This window comes from Melioribacteraceae bacterium (assembly GCA_030584085.1).
GTDB lineage: Bacteria > Bacteroidota > Ignavibacteria > Ignavibacteriales > Melioribacteraceae > SURF-28.
This window is the reverse complement of sequence record CP129490.1, coordinates 794,048-811,859: the sequence shown is the minus strand read 5'-3', so window position 1 is coordinate 811,859 and position 17,812 is coordinate 794,048. Positions and strand designations below refer to the sequence as shown.

16 protein-coding genes are annotated in these 17,812 nt (G+C 34.5%); 5 read left to right on the top strand and 11 right to left on the bottom strand.

What is annotated here, in order from left to right:
- Positions 1 to 22: 22 nt before the first annotated feature.
- Entirely contained in the window at positions 23 to 802 is a 780-nt protein-coding gene (locus tag QY331_03710; GenBank protein WKZ70362.1) for a cyclase family protein, read from the bottom strand.
- A 260-nt stretch (positions 803 to 1,062) separates the two neighbouring features.
- Here QY331_03710 and QY331_03705 point away from each other — a divergent pair, with 260 nt between their 5' ends.
- Positions 1,063 to 2,337: a DEAD/DEAH box helicase gene (locus QY331_03705; protein WKZ70361.1), complete on the top strand. Its 1,275-nt coding sequence runs from the start codon at positions 1,063 to 1,065 to the stop codon at positions 2,335 to 2,337.
- An 11-nt stretch (positions 2,338 to 2,348) separates the two neighbouring features.
- Complete coding sequence (locus tag QY331_03700) at positions 2,349 to 2,543, top strand: YwbE family protein (GenBank protein WKZ70360.1); 195 nt, start codon at positions 2,349 to 2,351, stop codon at positions 2,541 to 2,543.
- Between the two features lie 88 nt (positions 2,544 to 2,631).
- Here the strand turns inward: QY331_03700 and rlmB are convergent, their stop codons facing one another.
- The 4 genes from rlmB to QY331_03680 all read right to left on the bottom strand — a co-directional run bounded on the left by rlmB (position 2,632) and on the right by QY331_03680 (position 5,826).
- Positions 2,632 to 3,357, bottom strand: a complete 726-nt coding sequence (gene rlmB / locus QY331_03695) for a 23S rRNA (guanosine(2251)-2'-O)-methyltransferase RlmB (GenBank protein ID WKZ70359.1) — start codon at positions 3,355 to 3,357, stop codon at positions 2,632 to 2,634.
- A gap of 186 nt (positions 3,358 to 3,543) precedes the next feature.
- Positions 3,544 to 4,056 (bottom strand): hypothetical protein, encoded by a 513-nt coding sequence (locus QY331_03690; GenBank protein ID WKZ70358.1) that lies wholly within the window; start codon positions 4,054 to 4,056, stop codon positions 3,544 to 3,546.
- Positions 4,056 to 5,318 carry a histidine--tRNA ligase gene (gene hisS / locus QY331_03685; GenBank protein ID WKZ70357.1) on the bottom strand — a complete coding sequence of 421 codons (1,263 nt, stop codon included), beginning with the start codon at positions 5,316 to 5,318 and terminating at the stop codon, positions 4,056 to 4,058. The genes QY331_03690 and hisS overlap by 1 nt, the downstream gene beginning before the upstream one ends.
- 34 nt (positions 5,319 to 5,352) lie before the next feature.
- Complete coding sequence (locus QY331_03680; protein ID WKZ70356.1) at positions 5,353 to 5,826, bottom strand: PTS sugar transporter subunit IIA; 474 nt, start codon at positions 5,824 to 5,826, stop codon at positions 5,353 to 5,355.
- A gap of 174 nt (positions 5,827 to 6,000) precedes the next feature.
- Between QY331_03680 and QY331_03675 the strand changes: the two genes are divergently transcribed.
- Positions 6,001 to 7,701 carry a short-chain dehydrogenase gene (locus QY331_03675; protein ID WKZ70355.1) on the top strand — a complete coding sequence of 567 codons (1,701 nt, stop codon included), beginning with the start codon at positions 6,001 to 6,003 and terminating at the stop codon, positions 7,699 to 7,701.
- A gap of 119 nt (positions 7,702 to 7,820) precedes the next feature.
- Here QY331_03675 and QY331_03670 read toward each other — a convergent pair whose 3' ends face one another.
- The 4 genes from QY331_03670 to QY331_03655 all read right to left on the bottom strand — a co-directional run bounded on the left by QY331_03670 (position 7,821) and on the right by QY331_03655 (position 10,741).
- Positions 7,821 to 8,474, bottom strand: a complete 654-nt coding sequence (locus QY331_03670) for a hypothetical protein (protein ID WKZ70354.1) — start codon at positions 8,472 to 8,474, stop codon at positions 7,821 to 7,823.
- Positions 8,475 to 8,565: 91 nt separating this feature from the next.
- Positions 8,566 to 8,940, bottom strand: a complete 375-nt coding sequence (locus QY331_03665; GenBank protein ID WKZ70353.1) for a hypothetical protein — start codon at positions 8,938 to 8,940, stop codon at positions 8,566 to 8,568.
- Positions 8,941 to 8,953: 13 nt separating this feature from the next.
- On the bottom strand, positions 8,954 to 10,207 hold the full coding sequence (locus tag QY331_03660) for a hypothetical protein (GenBank protein ID WKZ70352.1): 1,254 nt from the start codon (positions 10,205 to 10,207) through the stop codon (positions 8,954 to 8,956).
- A gap of 21 nt (positions 10,208 to 10,228) precedes the next feature.
- A complete protein-coding gene (locus QY331_03655) occupies positions 10,229 to 10,741 on the bottom strand; it encodes a hypothetical protein (GenBank protein WKZ70351.1) in 513 nt (170 codons plus the stop codon).
- A 225-nt stretch (positions 10,742 to 10,966) separates the two neighbouring features.
- On the opposite strand from QY331_03655, the gene QY331_03650 reads away from it, so the two are divergent.
- Positions 10,967 to 14,215 (top strand): glycosyl hydrolase, encoded by a 3,249-nt coding sequence (locus QY331_03650; protein WKZ70350.1) that lies wholly within the window; start codon positions 10,967 to 10,969, stop codon positions 14,213 to 14,215.
- A gap of 109 nt (positions 14,216 to 14,324) precedes the next feature.
- Complete coding sequence (locus QY331_03645; protein ID WKZ70349.1) at positions 14,325 to 15,446, top strand: serine hydrolase; 1,122 nt, start codon at positions 14,325 to 14,327, stop codon at positions 15,444 to 15,446.
- 67 nt (positions 15,447 to 15,513) lie between these two features.
- On the opposite strand, the gene alr is transcribed toward QY331_03645, so the two are convergent.
- Together alr and QY331_03635 are read right to left on the bottom strand one after the other, a co-directional pair.
- Positions 15,514 to 16,665, bottom strand: coding sequence for an alanine racemase (gene alr, locus QY331_03640; GenBank protein WKZ70348.1), 1,152 nt, complete (start codon positions 16,663 to 16,665; stop codon positions 15,514 to 15,516).
- Positions 16,666 to 17,811, bottom strand: coding sequence for an amidohydrolase (locus QY331_03635; protein ID WKZ70347.1), 1,146 nt, complete (start codon positions 17,809 to 17,811; stop codon positions 16,666 to 16,668).
- Position 17,812: the final 1 nt, after the last annotated feature.

Here is a 17,812-nt window from a genome sequence, read left to right as displayed (position 1 = left end):
TCTCAATCATTTTTTATCTTTTCTAATTACTAATCAGTGCAATTATTCTTGTCGGACCACCACTGCCACCCTTAATTTTTATCGGAAGAGCGATAACTTCAAATCCTTTCGGCGGAAGTTGGTCAAGATTTGCAACGTTTTCAATAATCGGTGTGTTTGCTTCACACAGAACAACATGCGCTTTAAAATATTTTGACTGTCCGTAATCTATGCTTGGTGTGTCTATTCCGACAGCTTTTATTTTTCTTTCGTTCACTAACCATTTGGCACCTTCTTCACTTAGACCGGGAAAGTGAAGTTTAGCAACAGCTTCTTCTCCACGTTCTGCTGTTCCCATATACTTTTCTCTGTCTGGCCAATATTTACCATAACCACTTTTTAATAGGATAATTGATTCATCGGGAATTCTTCCGTGTTCATTTTCCCATTTTTCAAAATCTGTAATACCGAAAAGATAGTCTCGATTCTCTGCGCACTCGTCAGATGCATCAATTACAATTGCTTGACCGATAAATTTCTCGAGTGGAATTTCGTCAGAAGTATATCTTCCTTCATAAAAGTGAATCGGAGCATCTAGATGTGTTCCTCCATGTTCAGCAGTTTTAAAACCGTATGATGAATAAAAATAACCTTTCTCGGTCATCCCGTGAAAATCTTCAATTAATTGAAAACCTTCCTGAGTCGGCCAAAAGATTGTGTTTTCATCAAAAGCATAAGTTAGATCAATGATCTTTCTATTTTCTTGAGCTGTTACAAATAACGTGGTAATCAATAGAAATAACGTTATGAATAGCTTTTTCATCGGATGCTCCATAATTATTTTCAGATTAGTGTGGGAATATAAAAAATATTTTATAAGAAGCTATTGTGTCTTTTAATCCTTCCATAAAAATATTATAACTTTGAGATGGCAAATATTTAAGCTAATTTTACATTGAAATTATTTGTACTGCTTCAGTAACATGCCCTGTTTGTAATTCTTTTCTAAGAAATTCATTCATTTCACTGCTGATCAAAACAAAATAAAATTTAACAAACCGTTATAAAAGGAAATAGAAACAAATGTCATTTGAAAAAATAAACCTTATTCAACCTATAAAAAAAGCTCTTGCCGAAGAAGGTTACACGATACCGACTCCCATACAGCAGCAAGCAATTCCCGTAATTCTTGAACGAAAAGATTTGCTGGGATGTGCGCAAACTGGTACAGGAAAAACTGCGGCATTCGCCGTCCCGATTTTACAGATTCTTCATCTTGAAAAATCAAAAACAAATAAGAGAAGGATTATTCATTCGCTGATTGTTACTCCGACAAGAGAACTCGCGGTTCAAATCGGAGAAAGTTTTGATGCTTACGGTAAACATACCGGACTTAAAAATGTTGTAGTTTTTGGTGGAGTTCCTCAGAGATCACAAACCGACAAGCTTAGAACCGGTGTTGATATTTTGATTGCAACTCCCGGAAGATTGCTCGATTTAATAAATCAAAACTATATCAGTTTGCGGGATATTAAACTATTTGTACTCGATGAAGCAGATCGTATGCTTGATATGGGATTTATTAATGATGTAAAAAAAATAATCTCAAAACTTCCCACAAAGAGACAATCATTATTTTTCTCGGCAACAATGCCGCCTGAAATTGTAAAGCTTGCAAATACAATTTTAGTCGATCCAGTTAAAGTAGAAGTTACACCGGAATCACCAACAGTTGAAGCAATTAAACAAAGCGTCTTTTATGTAGCTAAATCCGATAAGAAAGCTCTTCTGATTCACTTATTAAAAGATCCGGCAATAGAATCTGCTCTCGTTTTTACTAGAACCAAACATGGTGCAGACGTTGTCGCGAGGAACTTGAATAAAGCAAAAATACTTGCCGAAGCAATTCATGGTAATAAATCTCAAAATGCCCGACAGCGTGCATTGAATAATTTTAAAGCTAAGCAAACAAGAGTTTTGGTAGCAACAGATATCGCAGCACGAGGAATTGACATCGACGAGCTTTCTCATGTAATAAATTTTGAAATTCCGAATATTCCCGAGACATACATTCATCGTATTGGACGAACCGGCAGAGCGGGATTAGGCGGCGTTGCACTTTCACTTTGTGACACAGAAGAAAGATCTTTTTTAAAGGATATTAACAAACTGATTTCAAAACCGATTCCGATAGTTTCAGATCATCCGTTTGCTCTTAACAATATCACAAACGAAACTGAAAAAACTTCTCCATCTGTAAAAAAGAAAAGCTATGTAAAAGCTAAATCTAAAAAAACGGGTGAATCGAAAAAGACTAAATCCACATATTGGAAAACAAAAGTTTGGACTAATTGGTAGAGAGGTAATCATTGGATTTTCATAAACGTGATAGTGTTAAAATAGGATTGCATGTTGCAATTGTATTGAAGGAAGACCAACGCAGTAATAAATTAACCGAAGGTGTGGTCAAAGAAATTCTTACCAATTCTCCAAGCCATCCTCATGGTATAAAAGTCAGACTTGAGTCAGGCGATGTAGGACGAGTAAAAGAAATTTTCGATTAACACGAAGGACAACTTATGAGTTGTCCCTACGATGGAGATTTTAAAATTCTTAATTTTACTTTAATTAAAACCCAAAAAGTATAAAAGTCTATTGTTGCTTGCTAATTTCCGCCATCAAAATCCCCGCAGCAACGGATACATTTAGCGATTGAATTTTACCTTTCATTGGGATGTAAACTAGAAAATCGCAGTTTTTTGCCACAAGATCACGAATTCCTTTTTCTTCGTTTCCCATTATTAGTGCGACGGGCATTTTGTAATCTATAGTTGTATAGTCCTGTGATGTATCGGAAAGTGTAGAACCGATAATCCAAAATCCGTTGTCTTTCAAAAATTTTATCTCTTGAACCAGATTTGTGACTTTTGCAATCTTTAGATGATTTATTGCACCCGCAGATGTTTTTTCTACAGTTTCTGTAATCGGTGAGCTTTGATGTGTTGTTAATAAAACTCCGTCAACGCCAAAACATTCGGCACTTCGTAAAATTGCGCCTACGTTTTGCGGATCTTGGATTGAATCTAATAAGAGTATTAATGGAAATTGTTTTTGTTTTGATTTCGAAATGATTTCTTCAACGGACGAAAAATTAAATTCGGGAATGTTTGCAATTACACCTTGAGTGTTGTTTCCTTTCTCGAGCTGCTGGAATTTGTGGGTTGGTAACTCTGCTATCTTAATTTTATTTTTTTTTGCTTCGGCTTTAAGTTCGTTATAGAAATTCCCTTTAGCACCGAATGGAATCAGGATCTGTTCAATTTCTTGTCCGGATTTTATTGCTTCAAGAACAGGTTTTCTTCCGTAGATTTTTTTCATTATGAATTAATGTTAAGGAAGGATGTTGGGTTATTTAATAAAATTACTTTTAGTATCACAATGTTCCTCAAAGTTATTCTCAAAGTCACACGAAGTAAAAACTTTGTGTTACTCGGTGTGTACTTTGTGCTACTTTGTGACCAAATAGATATTGGACTGTAACACAAAGAAACACAGAGAAAAACACTATTCCCCAAAACTAAACTCAGCCTCCGCTACTTCGAACTTGCAGAAGAGTCTGTTGTTTTTCTTTTTTGGTTTATACTCTTTTAGAAGTTTAATTTCTTTTTTAAAAATATTGAAAGAATATTCTGCGGCATTAATTGCGCCGTCCTGTTTAACAACTTTAACCTCGTACTCACCGATTAAATCTTCAAAAGGAATTTCAGTCCTTGCCGGCTTAACTTGCGGGGCTAAATTTGTTAATGCTTTCAATCCCAATATCACAATAATAATTTCACGTTTTTCCTTTATTACATCAACCGAAACTTCATACACAAAACTTGTAAACTCAGCAACTGTTTCAATAGCAAAAACACAGTATTGCTTTTTCTCAACATCATCATATCCATAAAATGCTTTGCAGATATATTCAAGTTTATCAGGTTTGGGTTCGGGAATTGCTTTAAGTGCATTTTCGGCTTTTTTCTGACGAGACTTCGGAATCTTTGGTAGATCTTTTGGCTTTTTAAGAGGCATCAATTACCTCTTAGCATATTTGTTATTTGTTCTACATTTGTAATTGATACATTTTGTTCATCACCGGTCTGCATATTTTTTATACGAATTTGATCCTGGTTAAATTCTTCACCACCGATAAACAGAACAAACCTTGCATTCATTTTATTTGCTTCACGCATTTGTGCTTTCACACTTCTGCTTGCATAATCGAGTTCAATTGCCAAACCTTTTCTTCTGAACAGCAAAGAAAGTTCATAAACTTTATGTGATATTTCTTTATCAAGTGAAACAAAATATGCATCAATACTTTCTTCGGGAAGAGTTAGACTTCCCTCATTTTCACAAGCGAGTAAAATTCTTTCCATTCCCGCAGCAAAACCAACACCAGGCGTAGATTTTCCGCCTAATTCTTCAATAAGATTATCATATCTACCGCCGCCGAGTAACGCGGATTGTGCACCTACGCTCCCGCTTACAACTTCAAATGTTGTGTGAGTATAGTAATCCAAACCTCTAACAAGTTTTGGATCTAGCTCAAAAGAAATTCCCGCGGCTAAAAGTAATCCTTTTACTTTTTCAAAATGTTGCAGACTTTCGTCATCCAAATGTTCGATCAACATCGGAGCATTTTCAACTACTTTAATATCACGTTCATCTTTACTGTCTAACACACGCATAATATTAGTTTCAACTCTCTTTTTACTTTCTTCCGAAAGTTGATCTAGTTTATCAGCAAAGTATTCACGTAAAATCTTTTTATAACTTTCTCTCGATTTAGGAACACCGAGAGAATTTATTTTAACAATTAAATTCTTTAGACCAAGTCCACGCAAAATATCGTATGACATTATTATCATTTCAGCATCAAGAGCAGGATCGTTACTTCCTATCGCTTCCGCACCAAATTGGTGAAATTGTCGGAATCTTCCGGCTTGAGGTCTTTCTTGTCTGAACATCGGAGAAATGTAAAAAAGTTTATTTAAAACTTGCTGCTTGCCTAAGGAATGTTCAAGAAATGATCTTACGACACACGCAGTCATTTCGGGTTTGAGAGTTAAACTTGTCTCGCTTCTATCAATAAAAGTGTACATCTCTTTACTTACGATATCAGTCGCTTCACCAATACCTCTGGCAAATAAAGCGGTCTCTTCAAAAATGGGAGTTCTGATTTCTTTGTATCCGAAAATCGAAAATTGTTTACGTACAAGTTCTTCCAAAAATCGCCATTTGATAATATCAGAAGGAAGAATATCTTTTGTCCCGGTTATTGCTTTAATCATAGTGTAGAATATATAGTTTGTAATAAAAAGTGGATTAGCTTATTTCAAAATACTTCTTTTCTTCTTCATCAAAGATGGAATAAATTTCTTCTTCGGTTTTAGCATTTAAGAGAGAAGTCCTAAATTCATCTTTGTTCATCATGCGTGAAATTCTGCTCAATAATTTTATATGCGGCCCAACCAAATTATCTTTTCCGATTAATACAAAAACCAAATGGACTGGTTCACCATCAAGAGATTGAAAATCTATTTTATTTGATGATTTACCAAATGCCGCCACAATTCCCTCAATTGAAGAAGTTTTTGCATGTGGAATTGCAAATCCTTTACCGACTCCGGTGGACATAATCTTTTCTCTCTCAATAACAGCTTTTTTTAATTCATCAATCACTTCAACGCTGAATTCATCACTCAAAAGATCGATCATTTCTTCAATTACCTGATTTTTATCAATTCCGGCAATTTCTGCTTTTATATGCTTAACCGGAAGTATATCACAAATTCTCATTTTATAGATTCACTTTTATTGGAAAAATTAATTTAACAAAGGGAAAACCTTATAGCAATTTTGCAATCAAAATTAAAAAATTGCATTCTTTTATCCTATTTTTCTTGTTTCGCTGAATCATAAACTTTAATTTGGAAACATCATTTTTTTAGAATATTGAGATGAGGAAATCTTATGGATATCTTAAACAAAACCGTGTTAGTTCTTGGCGGTTATGGATTAGTTGGTAACGCAATTATTAGAAAAATTGTACCCGAAAAACCAAAAAAAATTATTGTAACATCGCTTTTTAAACATGAAGCTGAAGATGAATGTAAGAGACTTTTTGAAGAATTCCCAGAAATGCCGAAAGGTTATTTTGAACCTTGGTGGGGAAATATTTTTGTGCGTAATGAATTTAAAGACGAAAACAGATTTGAAATTTTAAATGACAGCAAAAAAAGAAAAGTATTGATGGCCGATATAATGGAAGAACTTACCGATAATGTTCTTCATGATTCTTCAATTTATCAGCTTTTAATGAAGTACAAACCGGAGATTATAATTGATTCAATCAATTCGGCAACCGGTATTGCTTATCAAGATATATATACGACATATCACCGCATCAAAACTGTTCTTGAAAGTAACCCGAGTGTAGAATTGCTTGCCGAAGAAACAGAAAAATTATTGTGCACTGTTTATATCCCGCAATTGATTCGTCACATTCAAATTTTATATAATTCAATGCAAGCTGCCGGAACAAAAATATATGTTAAGATTGGTACAAGCGGTACGGGTGGAATGGGATTGAATATTCCGTACACTCATAGTGAAGAAAAACCATCCAGAGTATTGCTGAGTAAATCATCAGTTGCCGGTGCACATACTTTGCTTCTATTTTTGATGGGAAGAACTCCGGACGGAACAATTATTAAAGAAATTAAACCTACGGCTGCCATCGCATGGAAGAAGATAACTTATGGTGAGATTAAGAAAAAAGGTAAACCGATTGAAATAATTGAAGTTGATCCAACAGAAGCAATTCCGCTAAAAGATAGATTACAATTAAAATTAGATAAAGAATTTAAATCAAGCGGCGAGACTTTAAAATCTGTATTCATTGATACAGGTGAGAACGGAACCTTCTCTCGAGGTGAGTTCGAAACAATTACAGCTCAAGGTCAAATGGAATACGTTACACCCGAAGAGATTGCAGTTGATGCAATTTATGAAATCCGTGGCGGCAATACCGGGCATGATATAATTAACGCTTTAGACAATGCTACTTTAGAACCGACATACCGAGCCGGATTTATGCAGCACGCGGCCGTTGATAAACTTGATGAACTTGAAAAAGAATATGGCTCTGAAAGTGTTGCATTCGAATTATTAGGACCACCTAGACTTTCAAAACTTCTCCATGAAATAAACTTGATCAAGAAAGTCGGCGGCGGAATGAAATCAATTATTGAACAGAATCCTGCTAAACTCTCCGAGAAAGTTCATCAATACATTAATGAAAATAGAAAACTGCGAAATGAAATTGTGTCTATTGGAATTCCGATATTATTACCGGATGGCAAAAACTTAATACGCGGTAATGACATAAAAATTCCACCTTTCAGAGGAAAGAATGAATTAGACCTTACTCCGGAAAATATTGACAGTTGGGCATTCGATGGTTGGGTTGATCTTCGCGAAAAAAATATGAAAGTATGGATAGAAAGAATCAAAACTATTATCAAAGAAGCCGAATCAATTAATCCGATGGATACAAGCTCAATGCATGTAAGAACTAAAAAATATTGGAATAACTTTGAAAAGATTGATATAGGTAAAGTTGTCGGCTGGATCTTCATAAAAGAAGAAAAAGGCGAAAGAATGAAAGCGTAAGAGTTTATTGCTTAATTGCTGCATGGCTAAATTGTTGTGAAGAGTTTAACAAAACGATTAGACAATTAAACCATGCGGCAATTTTTTTATCAAAAAAAATGTAACAAAAAATACACTACCTAAATTTTTGAATCCCTATTCCTATCAACCCAATAAGCCCAAATAATAAATAACCATTGCAAGTTTCCAGCCCAAGCAATTGCTTCTTCGTTTGGAGGTGTTGAGCCAAATACATTCATGATGTAAATAACTAATAGAAAAATTATCAATCCCCAAAATCCGTAATTACCTTGTTTGTTTTTTGCTTTTGTAACTTTTAGATAATAAAATAAACCGACAGAAAAAATAGCAACCTCGAACAGAAGTGTGAATATCAAAGAGTTCCACAAACCAAGCCCGACTTTTAATTCTAATCCCGGAATTAAAGGTAAATCCGGTGCATGTGTAATAAAATCAAGAATCCAATGACTTATAACTAACAATCCAAGTAAGATTGCCGTTTTATAATTTTTCTTTATTAAGAAATAAACCACACCAAATATTAATCCCCATATTACCACACCAGCTAAACTATGTGTAAACGGATAATAGATAAAATTAAGTGGAGTAAAAACAGTATTGCCAGGTTCAATTATTACTTGTTCAATACCCAGCAATAAAAATATTGGCCAAAGTAAATCGATAAACTGTGATGCAAAAAATAATGTACCAAGCGATGGTTTTGAATCAATCTTTTTGGCTCCGAGCCCAACGCCAAAATGCCCTATAAACATAATACACCTCTATTATTAACGATGGTTCCAAAAATAATTAAAAAGGAGATAAATCGTATTTTGATTTTATTGAAGTTATTAGCAGAAGAATCTATACCAATGGATAAATATATAAAACACCACCGATTAAGAAGAGAACGAAAAATAGAATTGAAGTTTTATTTTTCAATCCGAAGAAAGCAACTTGCATAAAAGCTCTAAGAAACCAGAATACAGAAATACTCGCAATTATTGAGTGTCCAAGCCTAGTAATCAATAAATCATACGTGTAACTGAAGGAGATGTAAGCAAAAATAAAAAACACAAATGTGAGACAAAGATTAAGTATCTGCATTAGTGCACGGTTAACATAACGAAGAGGTTTTAAGTCCTGCTGCCAATTAAATATTCGCCAAAACGAAAGATGAAAAACGGCAAACACTAAATTGAAAATTCCTCCGAGTATAAGTAAGGCATCACTATTCATGAAACTAATGTATCTAAAAACTGAAATTCTTCAAAATTATTCCGATGCCTTCGATTTCGGTTTCCCACCAATCAACGAAGAGAGTTGAGTGGTAATATTCAATTGAAATATGATCGGCAATAAATTGAAGTATATCATTATCGAAATTACTGCTGAGGTATTTTGAGATTCCGGTTGTACTGATTATGAGACCATCAGTTTTCCTAATTTCGTAATAACCCCGTCCGTCAAATCTTCCGATTGAGAAAGATATAGTTTCTAAAATACGGAACATATGAGCTTTACGAACAACAACTTTTTCATCACCCTTTAAGCTGATTACATTATCTCCAAAACTTATATCTCCAAAACCACTTTGATATTCGGTTTTGTAGTCATTGGCTTCATTTTTTTCAATAAGTATATCTTCAGCTTCTGCAATAAAATAATAATCAAGTAAATTGAATTTAAGATTATCACTTACTAAATCGAAACCGAGATTTATGTTATAGCCAAGGCGAGCAGTTCTTGGAATTGGGTCACTTTGAGCTTGATCTATATAATTTATTTCATCACCGATATTAGTTAGCGAGTAACCGAGTGAAATATTTGTCTTCGGTTTTATATTCCAATTATCTTTTACATTAAACACCACATCATCGTAAAACAATTTTGAAATTGGAGCGGTGATTAAAAATCCGTAATCAAATGCATTACCCTCGGCTTTACGTTTCCCGGGCTCAGATTCCGAAGGAGAATCGCTTAATACACTTTTAAATGATTTGGTGGTTATTCCTGCACTGAATTTCAAATAGAATTCATAACTCACCCCAAAACTTAAACTTGAAAATTCATCATAGCTATCGAAAGAAGAAATTGGATCAGGAGACTCCGGACCCATACGCACAAACTCTCCGTAATCAAGTCTATTTTTTATATATCCGATTCCGATTGACAAAGGAATTTTTAGAAATGAGTTTTTAAAATTGTAACCCAAACTCATTCCGAATGTACTAAATTCAATTCTACCAAAATTCAGCCAATCAACTTTTGAAGGAAGAAAGAGTGTAGTAAAATTAAATTCTTTAGAAGTTTCTCCAAGCACTGCGGGATTGAGATAAAATCCCATCGGGTCAATTGGCGGAATTGCAACACCAACTTGCGCTGCACCTGTAAACTGCGGAGATTGTTGTAAAACTAAGAACGGAACTGCGGCTTCACCTTGTGAAAAATTTGTGCTAACTAAAATTGTAAGTGATAATAAAATTACTTTAAAACCATTTTTCATTTTTTATACCTATTCGTTTTATTAATCACATAGTTTAATGACAACATTGCCCAGATGATATTCATATCTTTCAATTCTTGATTTTGCGTTCTGGGGTTCAACAGTATTTTCACAACATCCTACCCCGTGGTCGTCATATGTGTAAGTAATTGTGTGCTCATTTCTTTTTGTTGGATCAATATAAAATACATCACTAAAAATTGGTTCTTGTCCTGCAATCATGATTGCAGTTTTTATAGAATCAAATTCAAAATCATTATCCGCAACAAGTAAATAAAAACCGATTGAGTCGGTCAAAGCAGTATTACTATTCCAAGTTTCATGACAGAAAGCTCTAATAAATTTATTATTGGTGTGGTGCGATTTACCATAAAGTGTAATTGCATAATTCGATTTATTTATAATTGAGTCACACAAAATTTCACCGGAAACTTTGAATCTGTGATATGGAGGCGGGGTTGGAGAATTGCTAAAACCAATAACCGTCACGAAAAATAGTATGATAATAAGTGCCTTTCTGAATTTTCCTTTCATTAAAAATGTCATATGAAATTTGTGAAATTTAAACTACAGAAATGAATATAGTATGACAAGCGAAAAAAGACTGCATATTTAGACATAGTGTTCTATTAAACATATCTCTAATTCTTTCTATTAATTACTGATAATCTTTTTATTTTCACATACATAACTTCCAAAAACTCAGTGCGTCAAAAGGAACACAAATTGAACTCACAAAAAACAAATTCAGAGGTAATAATGCGTAAACTTATCTCTTATCTTTTCATCTTACTCATTGCTACAACTATCACTACTCTTTCGGATGACAAGAAAGAAACCGATCACTTAAAATCATCAACTTTCAGCGGATTAAAATGGAGAAATCTCGGTCCGGCAAGAACTGCCGGTAGAATTTCCGATTTTGCTGTTAATCCGAATAACATTGATGAATATTATGTTGCTGTATCAAGCGGACATTTATGGAAAACAACAAACCGGGGAATTACATGGTCTGCTATTGCAGATACACTTCCCTATTCACTTGGTGTAGTAAAACTTGATCCGAATAATCCAAATGTCGTTTGGGTTGGTACCGGTGAAAATAATCATCAACGTGCTCTTGGTTACGGTGATGGGGTTTACAAATCCACCGATGGCGGAGAATCCTTTGCAAGAATGGGATTGAAGGAATCGCGACAAATCGGCGGAATAGTTATTGATCCAAGAAACTCCGATGTAGTTTATGTTGCAGCTGAAGGATCGGTTTGGGGACCCGGCGGAGATAGAGGTCTTTACAAAACCGAAGACGGCGGCAAGACTTGGAATAAAGTTTTAGAAATAAGCGAACATACCGGCGTTAATAATATCATCATGGATCCGAGAGATCCGGATGTACTTTATGCAACATCAGAACAAAGAAGACGACATGCATTTACTAAAATTGGCGGCGGTCCTGAAACCGCAGTTTATAAATCAACCGATGCAGGTCAAACATGGGATAAAATAATGAATGGACTTCCCGGTGTTCATTTGGGAGGAATGGGAATTGATATTTCCCCCGCCAATCCCGATATAATCTATTTAAGCGTTGAAGCTGCGGAAGATAAAGGCGGTTTTTTTAGATCAACAAATCGCGGAGCTTCTTGGCAAAAAATGAGTGATACACATTCATCCGGTCAATACTTCAATGAAATATTTGCCGATCCTAATTTTGTTGATCGTGTTTATTTGATGGATGTGGTTTCAAAGTACACTGAAGACGGTGGTAAAACTTGGAAAAATCTTCCATTTAAAGATAGACATGTTGATGATCATGCATTTTGGATTAATCCCGATAACTCAAACCATTTACTTGTCGGTGGTGACGGCGGAGTTTATGAATCATATGATATGGGTGCAAATTGGGATTTTCTACCTAACATGCCAATCACACAGTTTTATAGAGTTGCCGTTGATAACGCCGAACCATTTTATAATGTATATGGTGGTACTCAAGACAATGCAACATTAGGCGGACCATCACAAACTTTAAGTGAAGATGGCATAACAAATGCTGATTGGATTGTAACTGTTTTCGGCGATGGCTTTGTTACTCAAATTGATCCTGAAAATCCTGATATAGTTTATTCTGAATGGCAATACGGAAATATTGTTAGATATGATAAAAAGAATGGTGAAATTTTATTAATTCGTCCCGAACCACCAAAAGGACAAAAAATGTATAAATGGTATTGGGATACTCCTTTTATAATTAGTCCGCATTCCAACACCAGATTATATATCGGAGCCGAGAGAGTTTTAAGAAGCGATGATAGAGGATTAAGCTGGAAAGAAATCAGCGGTGATCTTACAACTCAAACAAATCGTAATTCATTTAAAGTAATGGATAAATATTGGAGTACCGATGCAGTTTCAAAAGATGTAAGTATTTCACAATGGGGATTAATAATATCACTTGATGAATCAAGACTTCAAGAAAATTTAGTCTACGTAGGAACCGATGACGGATTAATTCAACATACCGAAGATTTATCAACTTGGATAAAATCCGAAAATTTTCCCGGTGTTCCGCAATATACTCCTGTTCACGATGTTGTTCCTTCTCGTCATGATGTTAATGTTGTTTATGCGGTTTTCAATAATCATAAACGTGATGACATGAAACCCTACGTATTAAAGAGTAACGATAAAGGTAAATCATGGACATCAATTGCAAGCAACTTACCTTCGAATGGCCCGGTTAGTTGTTTGGTTGAAGATCCGGTAAACCCAAATTTACTTTTTGTCGGAACCGAGTGGGGTGTTTACTTCACAATTGACGGTGGGCAAAAATGGGTTCAATTAAAAAATGGAATGCCAAAAGTAAAAGTCCCAGATCTTGTTATTCAAGAAAGAGAAAATGATTTAGTCGCAGCTACATTCGGTAGAGGATTTTATATAATTGATAACTATTCCCCTCTTAGAGAATTGACTCCGGAGTTATTAAAAGAAGAATCACATTTATTCCCGGTTAAAGATGCAAAAATTTTCAGAACATTTATGGGGAGATACGGGCAAGGCGCTACTTATTATCGTGCACCTAATCCTGAATTCGGAGCAATTTTTACTTATTACTTAAAAGAAGTTCCGACAACTTTAAAATCCGAAAGAAAGAAAAAAGAAACCGAATTATTTAAAGAAGGCAAACCGATTCCACAGCCGACTTATGAAGAATTAAAAGCGGAAGAAGATGAAATTCCACCGTATTTAATTTTTACAATTACCGATGAAACCGGTATGGTTGTAAAGAAAATTAATTCTGCAGCAAGTGCCGGTTTAAATCGAGTCGCATGGGATTTACAATTACCAAGTTATAACCCAATAACTGCTTCAGATAATAAATTTGATGCGACAAAAAAATCGAGTGGTAGTTTATATGCCATCCCGGGGAATTACATTGTTTCGATTTCGATGATTTACAGAGGTGAAGAAAAGCAAATAGGTGAGCCTGTTAAATTCAAAGTTGATTTATTGGACACACATACAATTCCCGTTGCAAAAACAGATGAGAAAATTAGATTTGAACAACATGCTTTAGAACTAGCTCGCAAAGTTGTGGGAGCAAGAGAACAAGCACAAGAACTTAAAAAGAAAGTTCAAACACTTTTGCAGACCGCTAATGAAACTCCAAGTGCTTCACATGAATTTATGAAAAAACTTTTCTCAATAAATGAAAAGATTGAAGCTGTTCTGTTCAAATTTATCGGTCAACCGGCAAAAGCAAGTTCTGAAGAAATTCCACCGGCAATACTACCGCTAAATTGGCGGTTGAATGATATGACAAGTCCTTCGCTTTATACACATGCTGATATTACAAAAAATCAAGCTGTGGCTTATGATGTGCTTGAGAGTGAATTACCGGAAATAATTAATTCATTAAGAGAGATAATGAATGTCGATATTGTTGATGCCGAAGAAGAGCTAAACAAACTTAAAGCTCCTTGGACACCTGGAAGAGTTTTAGATTAACTACTTCTGGAAAAATTCAAATTCAATTACTCCCTCTTTTTGAGGGAGTTTTTTTTTGTAATTCAATATATTTTTTCATAAAATGAAGAAAATTCAATACCAAAATAAAATGAATAAAATTAGTTTATATAGCGTTTTGCTCGTTTTGATTTTCGTTGCCTGCCATAACGAGAAACCAAAAGTCCATATAGAAGAAAAGGAGCAAAAGGAAAAAATAGTTTGGGAATATAATCCGGCAAATGACTGGCAGATTAAATTAATTCAAGAAACGGGAATCGATTCATTTGCCATAAATTCATTAATTAATTCTTTTATCGAGCATCAAAATAGAACCAATGATTTTACAAGTTATCTTATCGTCAAAGATCAATACTTGCTTTATGAAAAATATTTCGGCAACGGAAGCCAAGAAAAATTACACAGCATAAAGTCCGTAACAAAAAGTATAGCCTCATTATTAGTCGGTAAAGCAATCGAATTAAAATTAATTAACCGTGTTGATCAAAATATCTCCGATTTCTTTCCTGTTTATTTTGAAAATGCAAATGATTCTCTTAAACAACAAATTACAATCAAACATTTACTTACAATGTCCGCTGGATTTGAATGGAATAACTTCGGTGGGAAATATCGTTCAGGTTGGGATTTGTACAAAGGTAATCGAAATGAATATATGATTACTCAAACAGTGATGGAAGACGAACCCGGCGAAGTTTTTAATTATAATTCCGGTTTATCTCATATGCTTTCAAGTATAATTACCGAAAAAAGCGGAATGTCAACCGATGAATTCGCCGAGAAGTATTTATTCGATTCTTTAGGCATAACAAATTATAAATGGACAAAAGATAGAAACGGTTATAATCTCGGAAACTCCGAATTATTTTTAACTTCAAGAGATATGACAAAGATTGGTTTGCTTGTCTTAGAAAAAGGATTCTGGTATGATAAAAAACTTCTTGATTCAGCATACGTAAATGAAATGTTATACCCTCATATAAAAACTGCCGGTATCGGCGAAAAGTATAGTGAGTTTTACGGTTATCAATGGTGGGTAAAAAATTATAGAAGTGTAATTATAAATTTTGCAGCCGGATATGGCGGGCAATATATTTTTGTAATTCCTAAGTTTGATCTTGTTTTAGTATTTACAACTAACTGGCAATCAAGTAAATCTTCTTTTAAACCACTAGAATTGATTGAAGGATTTATTGATTTGATGATTGAGTAAATTATAAAAAATAGAATTACTCAATTCGCTAAATCCGTAAATTCACATAATTCGACAATTCGTTTAATTAATCAACAATTTTTCTGGGAATGCTTACCGGTAATCTTGTTAGAGTTTCATAATTAACTTGAGCACTTAACTCACTAAAAGAAGCGACCGAAAGTTCGAGTTCTCCTTGTGTTCCAATAATTACAACTTCATCACCTTTCATAATATTAGAGCATCCGGTTACATCAATTGTAAGTAAATTCATATTCACCATTCCGATAACACCCACGCGCTGTCCGTTAACTAAAACTCTTCCGATATTACTCAATCCGCGTGAAAAGCCATGCGAATAACCGATCGGAACATTTGCTATTTTAATTTCATGTTGAGCAAGGTATGTTGTTCCATAACCGATGAACTCACCTGTCTTAACTTTTTTAACATTCATAATTTTTGATTTCCAGGAAAGTATTCTCTTCAATGGTTCTCGAGGTTCGCCGTATTTGCTTATGTAATGAATATAAGTTTCTCTAGTAGGCCAATAACCGTATTGAAGAATTCCAAGTCGTACCATATCCATTTGAGTCTTTGGATAAGTAATTGTTGCAGCTGATCCGGCTGAGTGATATCGTTTTGGCCTTATACCTTCCTTTTCAATTGCAGTACGGATTCGATTAAATTTCTTTAACTGATTTTGGATTCGTAAATAGTTGGCAATACTTTCGGCCCCGGCGTAATGGGTACACATTCCTTCAAATGAAATTTGCTCAGAATTTTCTTTAATGAGTTTGATTGCTTTCCTTAAATCGCTATTATCAAAACCGGTCCTATTCATTCCTGTTTCAACCTCGAGATGAATTCTAGCTTTCTTATTGTTTTTTTTCGCAGAGCTCAATGCCGATTCCAATCTATCCATTTCAAAGACATAAAATTCAATTTCATTTTCAATCGCCCATTGTAAGTCTTCGCTATCAATGTTTCCCATTATCATAATGTCGGAACAATCATCGCAAACATTGAGAACTTGATCAGCTTCTTCAGCACTGAATACCGAAAAGTGGTCAACTCCGGCTTCTTCAGCAATCGGTACAAACTTTTCGATCGTATGCCCGTAAGCATTTCCTTTTACTACCGAAGAGAACTTAACACCCTCATTCAGATATTCATTGATGAATTTTACATTTTGTTTTAAAGCCGACTTACTAATTTCTATTTGAGATGTATGAAGCATTTATTCTTCCGCGATATTTTTAATTATTGAGTAGAACATTTTTGTGCCGGTTAATATTATATCATCCGGAAAATCATAATCGGGATTATGAAGCTGTGGTTGATCAACACCGGAACCCAAGCCAAACAACGCACCATTATACTTTTGTGTGAAGTGTCCAAAATCTTCAGACCATCTAAATGGATTTTTAATTTCTTCAATTGATAGATTATTTTCCTCGGCTGATTTTCGAACAACATCTACGCAAAATTTATCATTGATCGTCGATGGAAATTCTTCTACCCATTCAAGTTTAAATTTTAGATTGTTTTTTGCACTTACTTCATCAATAATTTTCTCAGCTTGTGCTTGAAGTTTTTCCATGTTTTCATTTTTAAATGAACGAAGAGTGGCCATCAATTCAGCATATCCCGGGGTTGTACCGAAAGCACGCTCACCAATTTTCGCATGGATTATTGTAACAAGAGTAAATTCATCAAATTTTTCTTTGTTCGGAATTTCTACTAATCTTTGAATTAATTCAGCGACAGCTAATGAAGGAGTAATTCCTTTTTCCGGTTCGGCTGCATGTGAAGTCTTGCCGATTAATTTTATTTTCAATCCTTTTGAAGCCGAAGCGAATTCATTTTCTTTTACAATAATTTTATTTTTTTCAAATCCCGGTAAATTGTGTAATGCAAAAACATAATCGGGATTTAAATTCTTAAATTTATCGTCATTTAAAATTTTTTCTGCACCTTCTCCGGTTTCTTCTGCGGGTTGATAAAGAAGAACTATTTTTCCGTTCTTAATTTTCTTTTCACTTAAAAGTGGAATCAATCCGCTGACAATTGCCATGTGTCCGTCATGACCACATTTATGCGAAACTCCTTCGGTTTGAGATTTGTAATCAAACTCATTTTCTTCTTCGATTGGAAGCGCATCTAATTCGCATCTTATTAAAATTGTTTTCGCTTCATGATCACCTTGGAATACAACTGCTAAACCATTTCCGCCGATATTCTTAATAATTTCATCCGGATTAAATTTTTCCGCAAACTTTACAATTTTCCCAGCTGTATTATTTTCTTTGCCGGATAATTCGGGATATTTGTGAAGTTCTCTTCTAAGTAAAATTAACTCATGTTCAATTTCTTCCCATTTCATT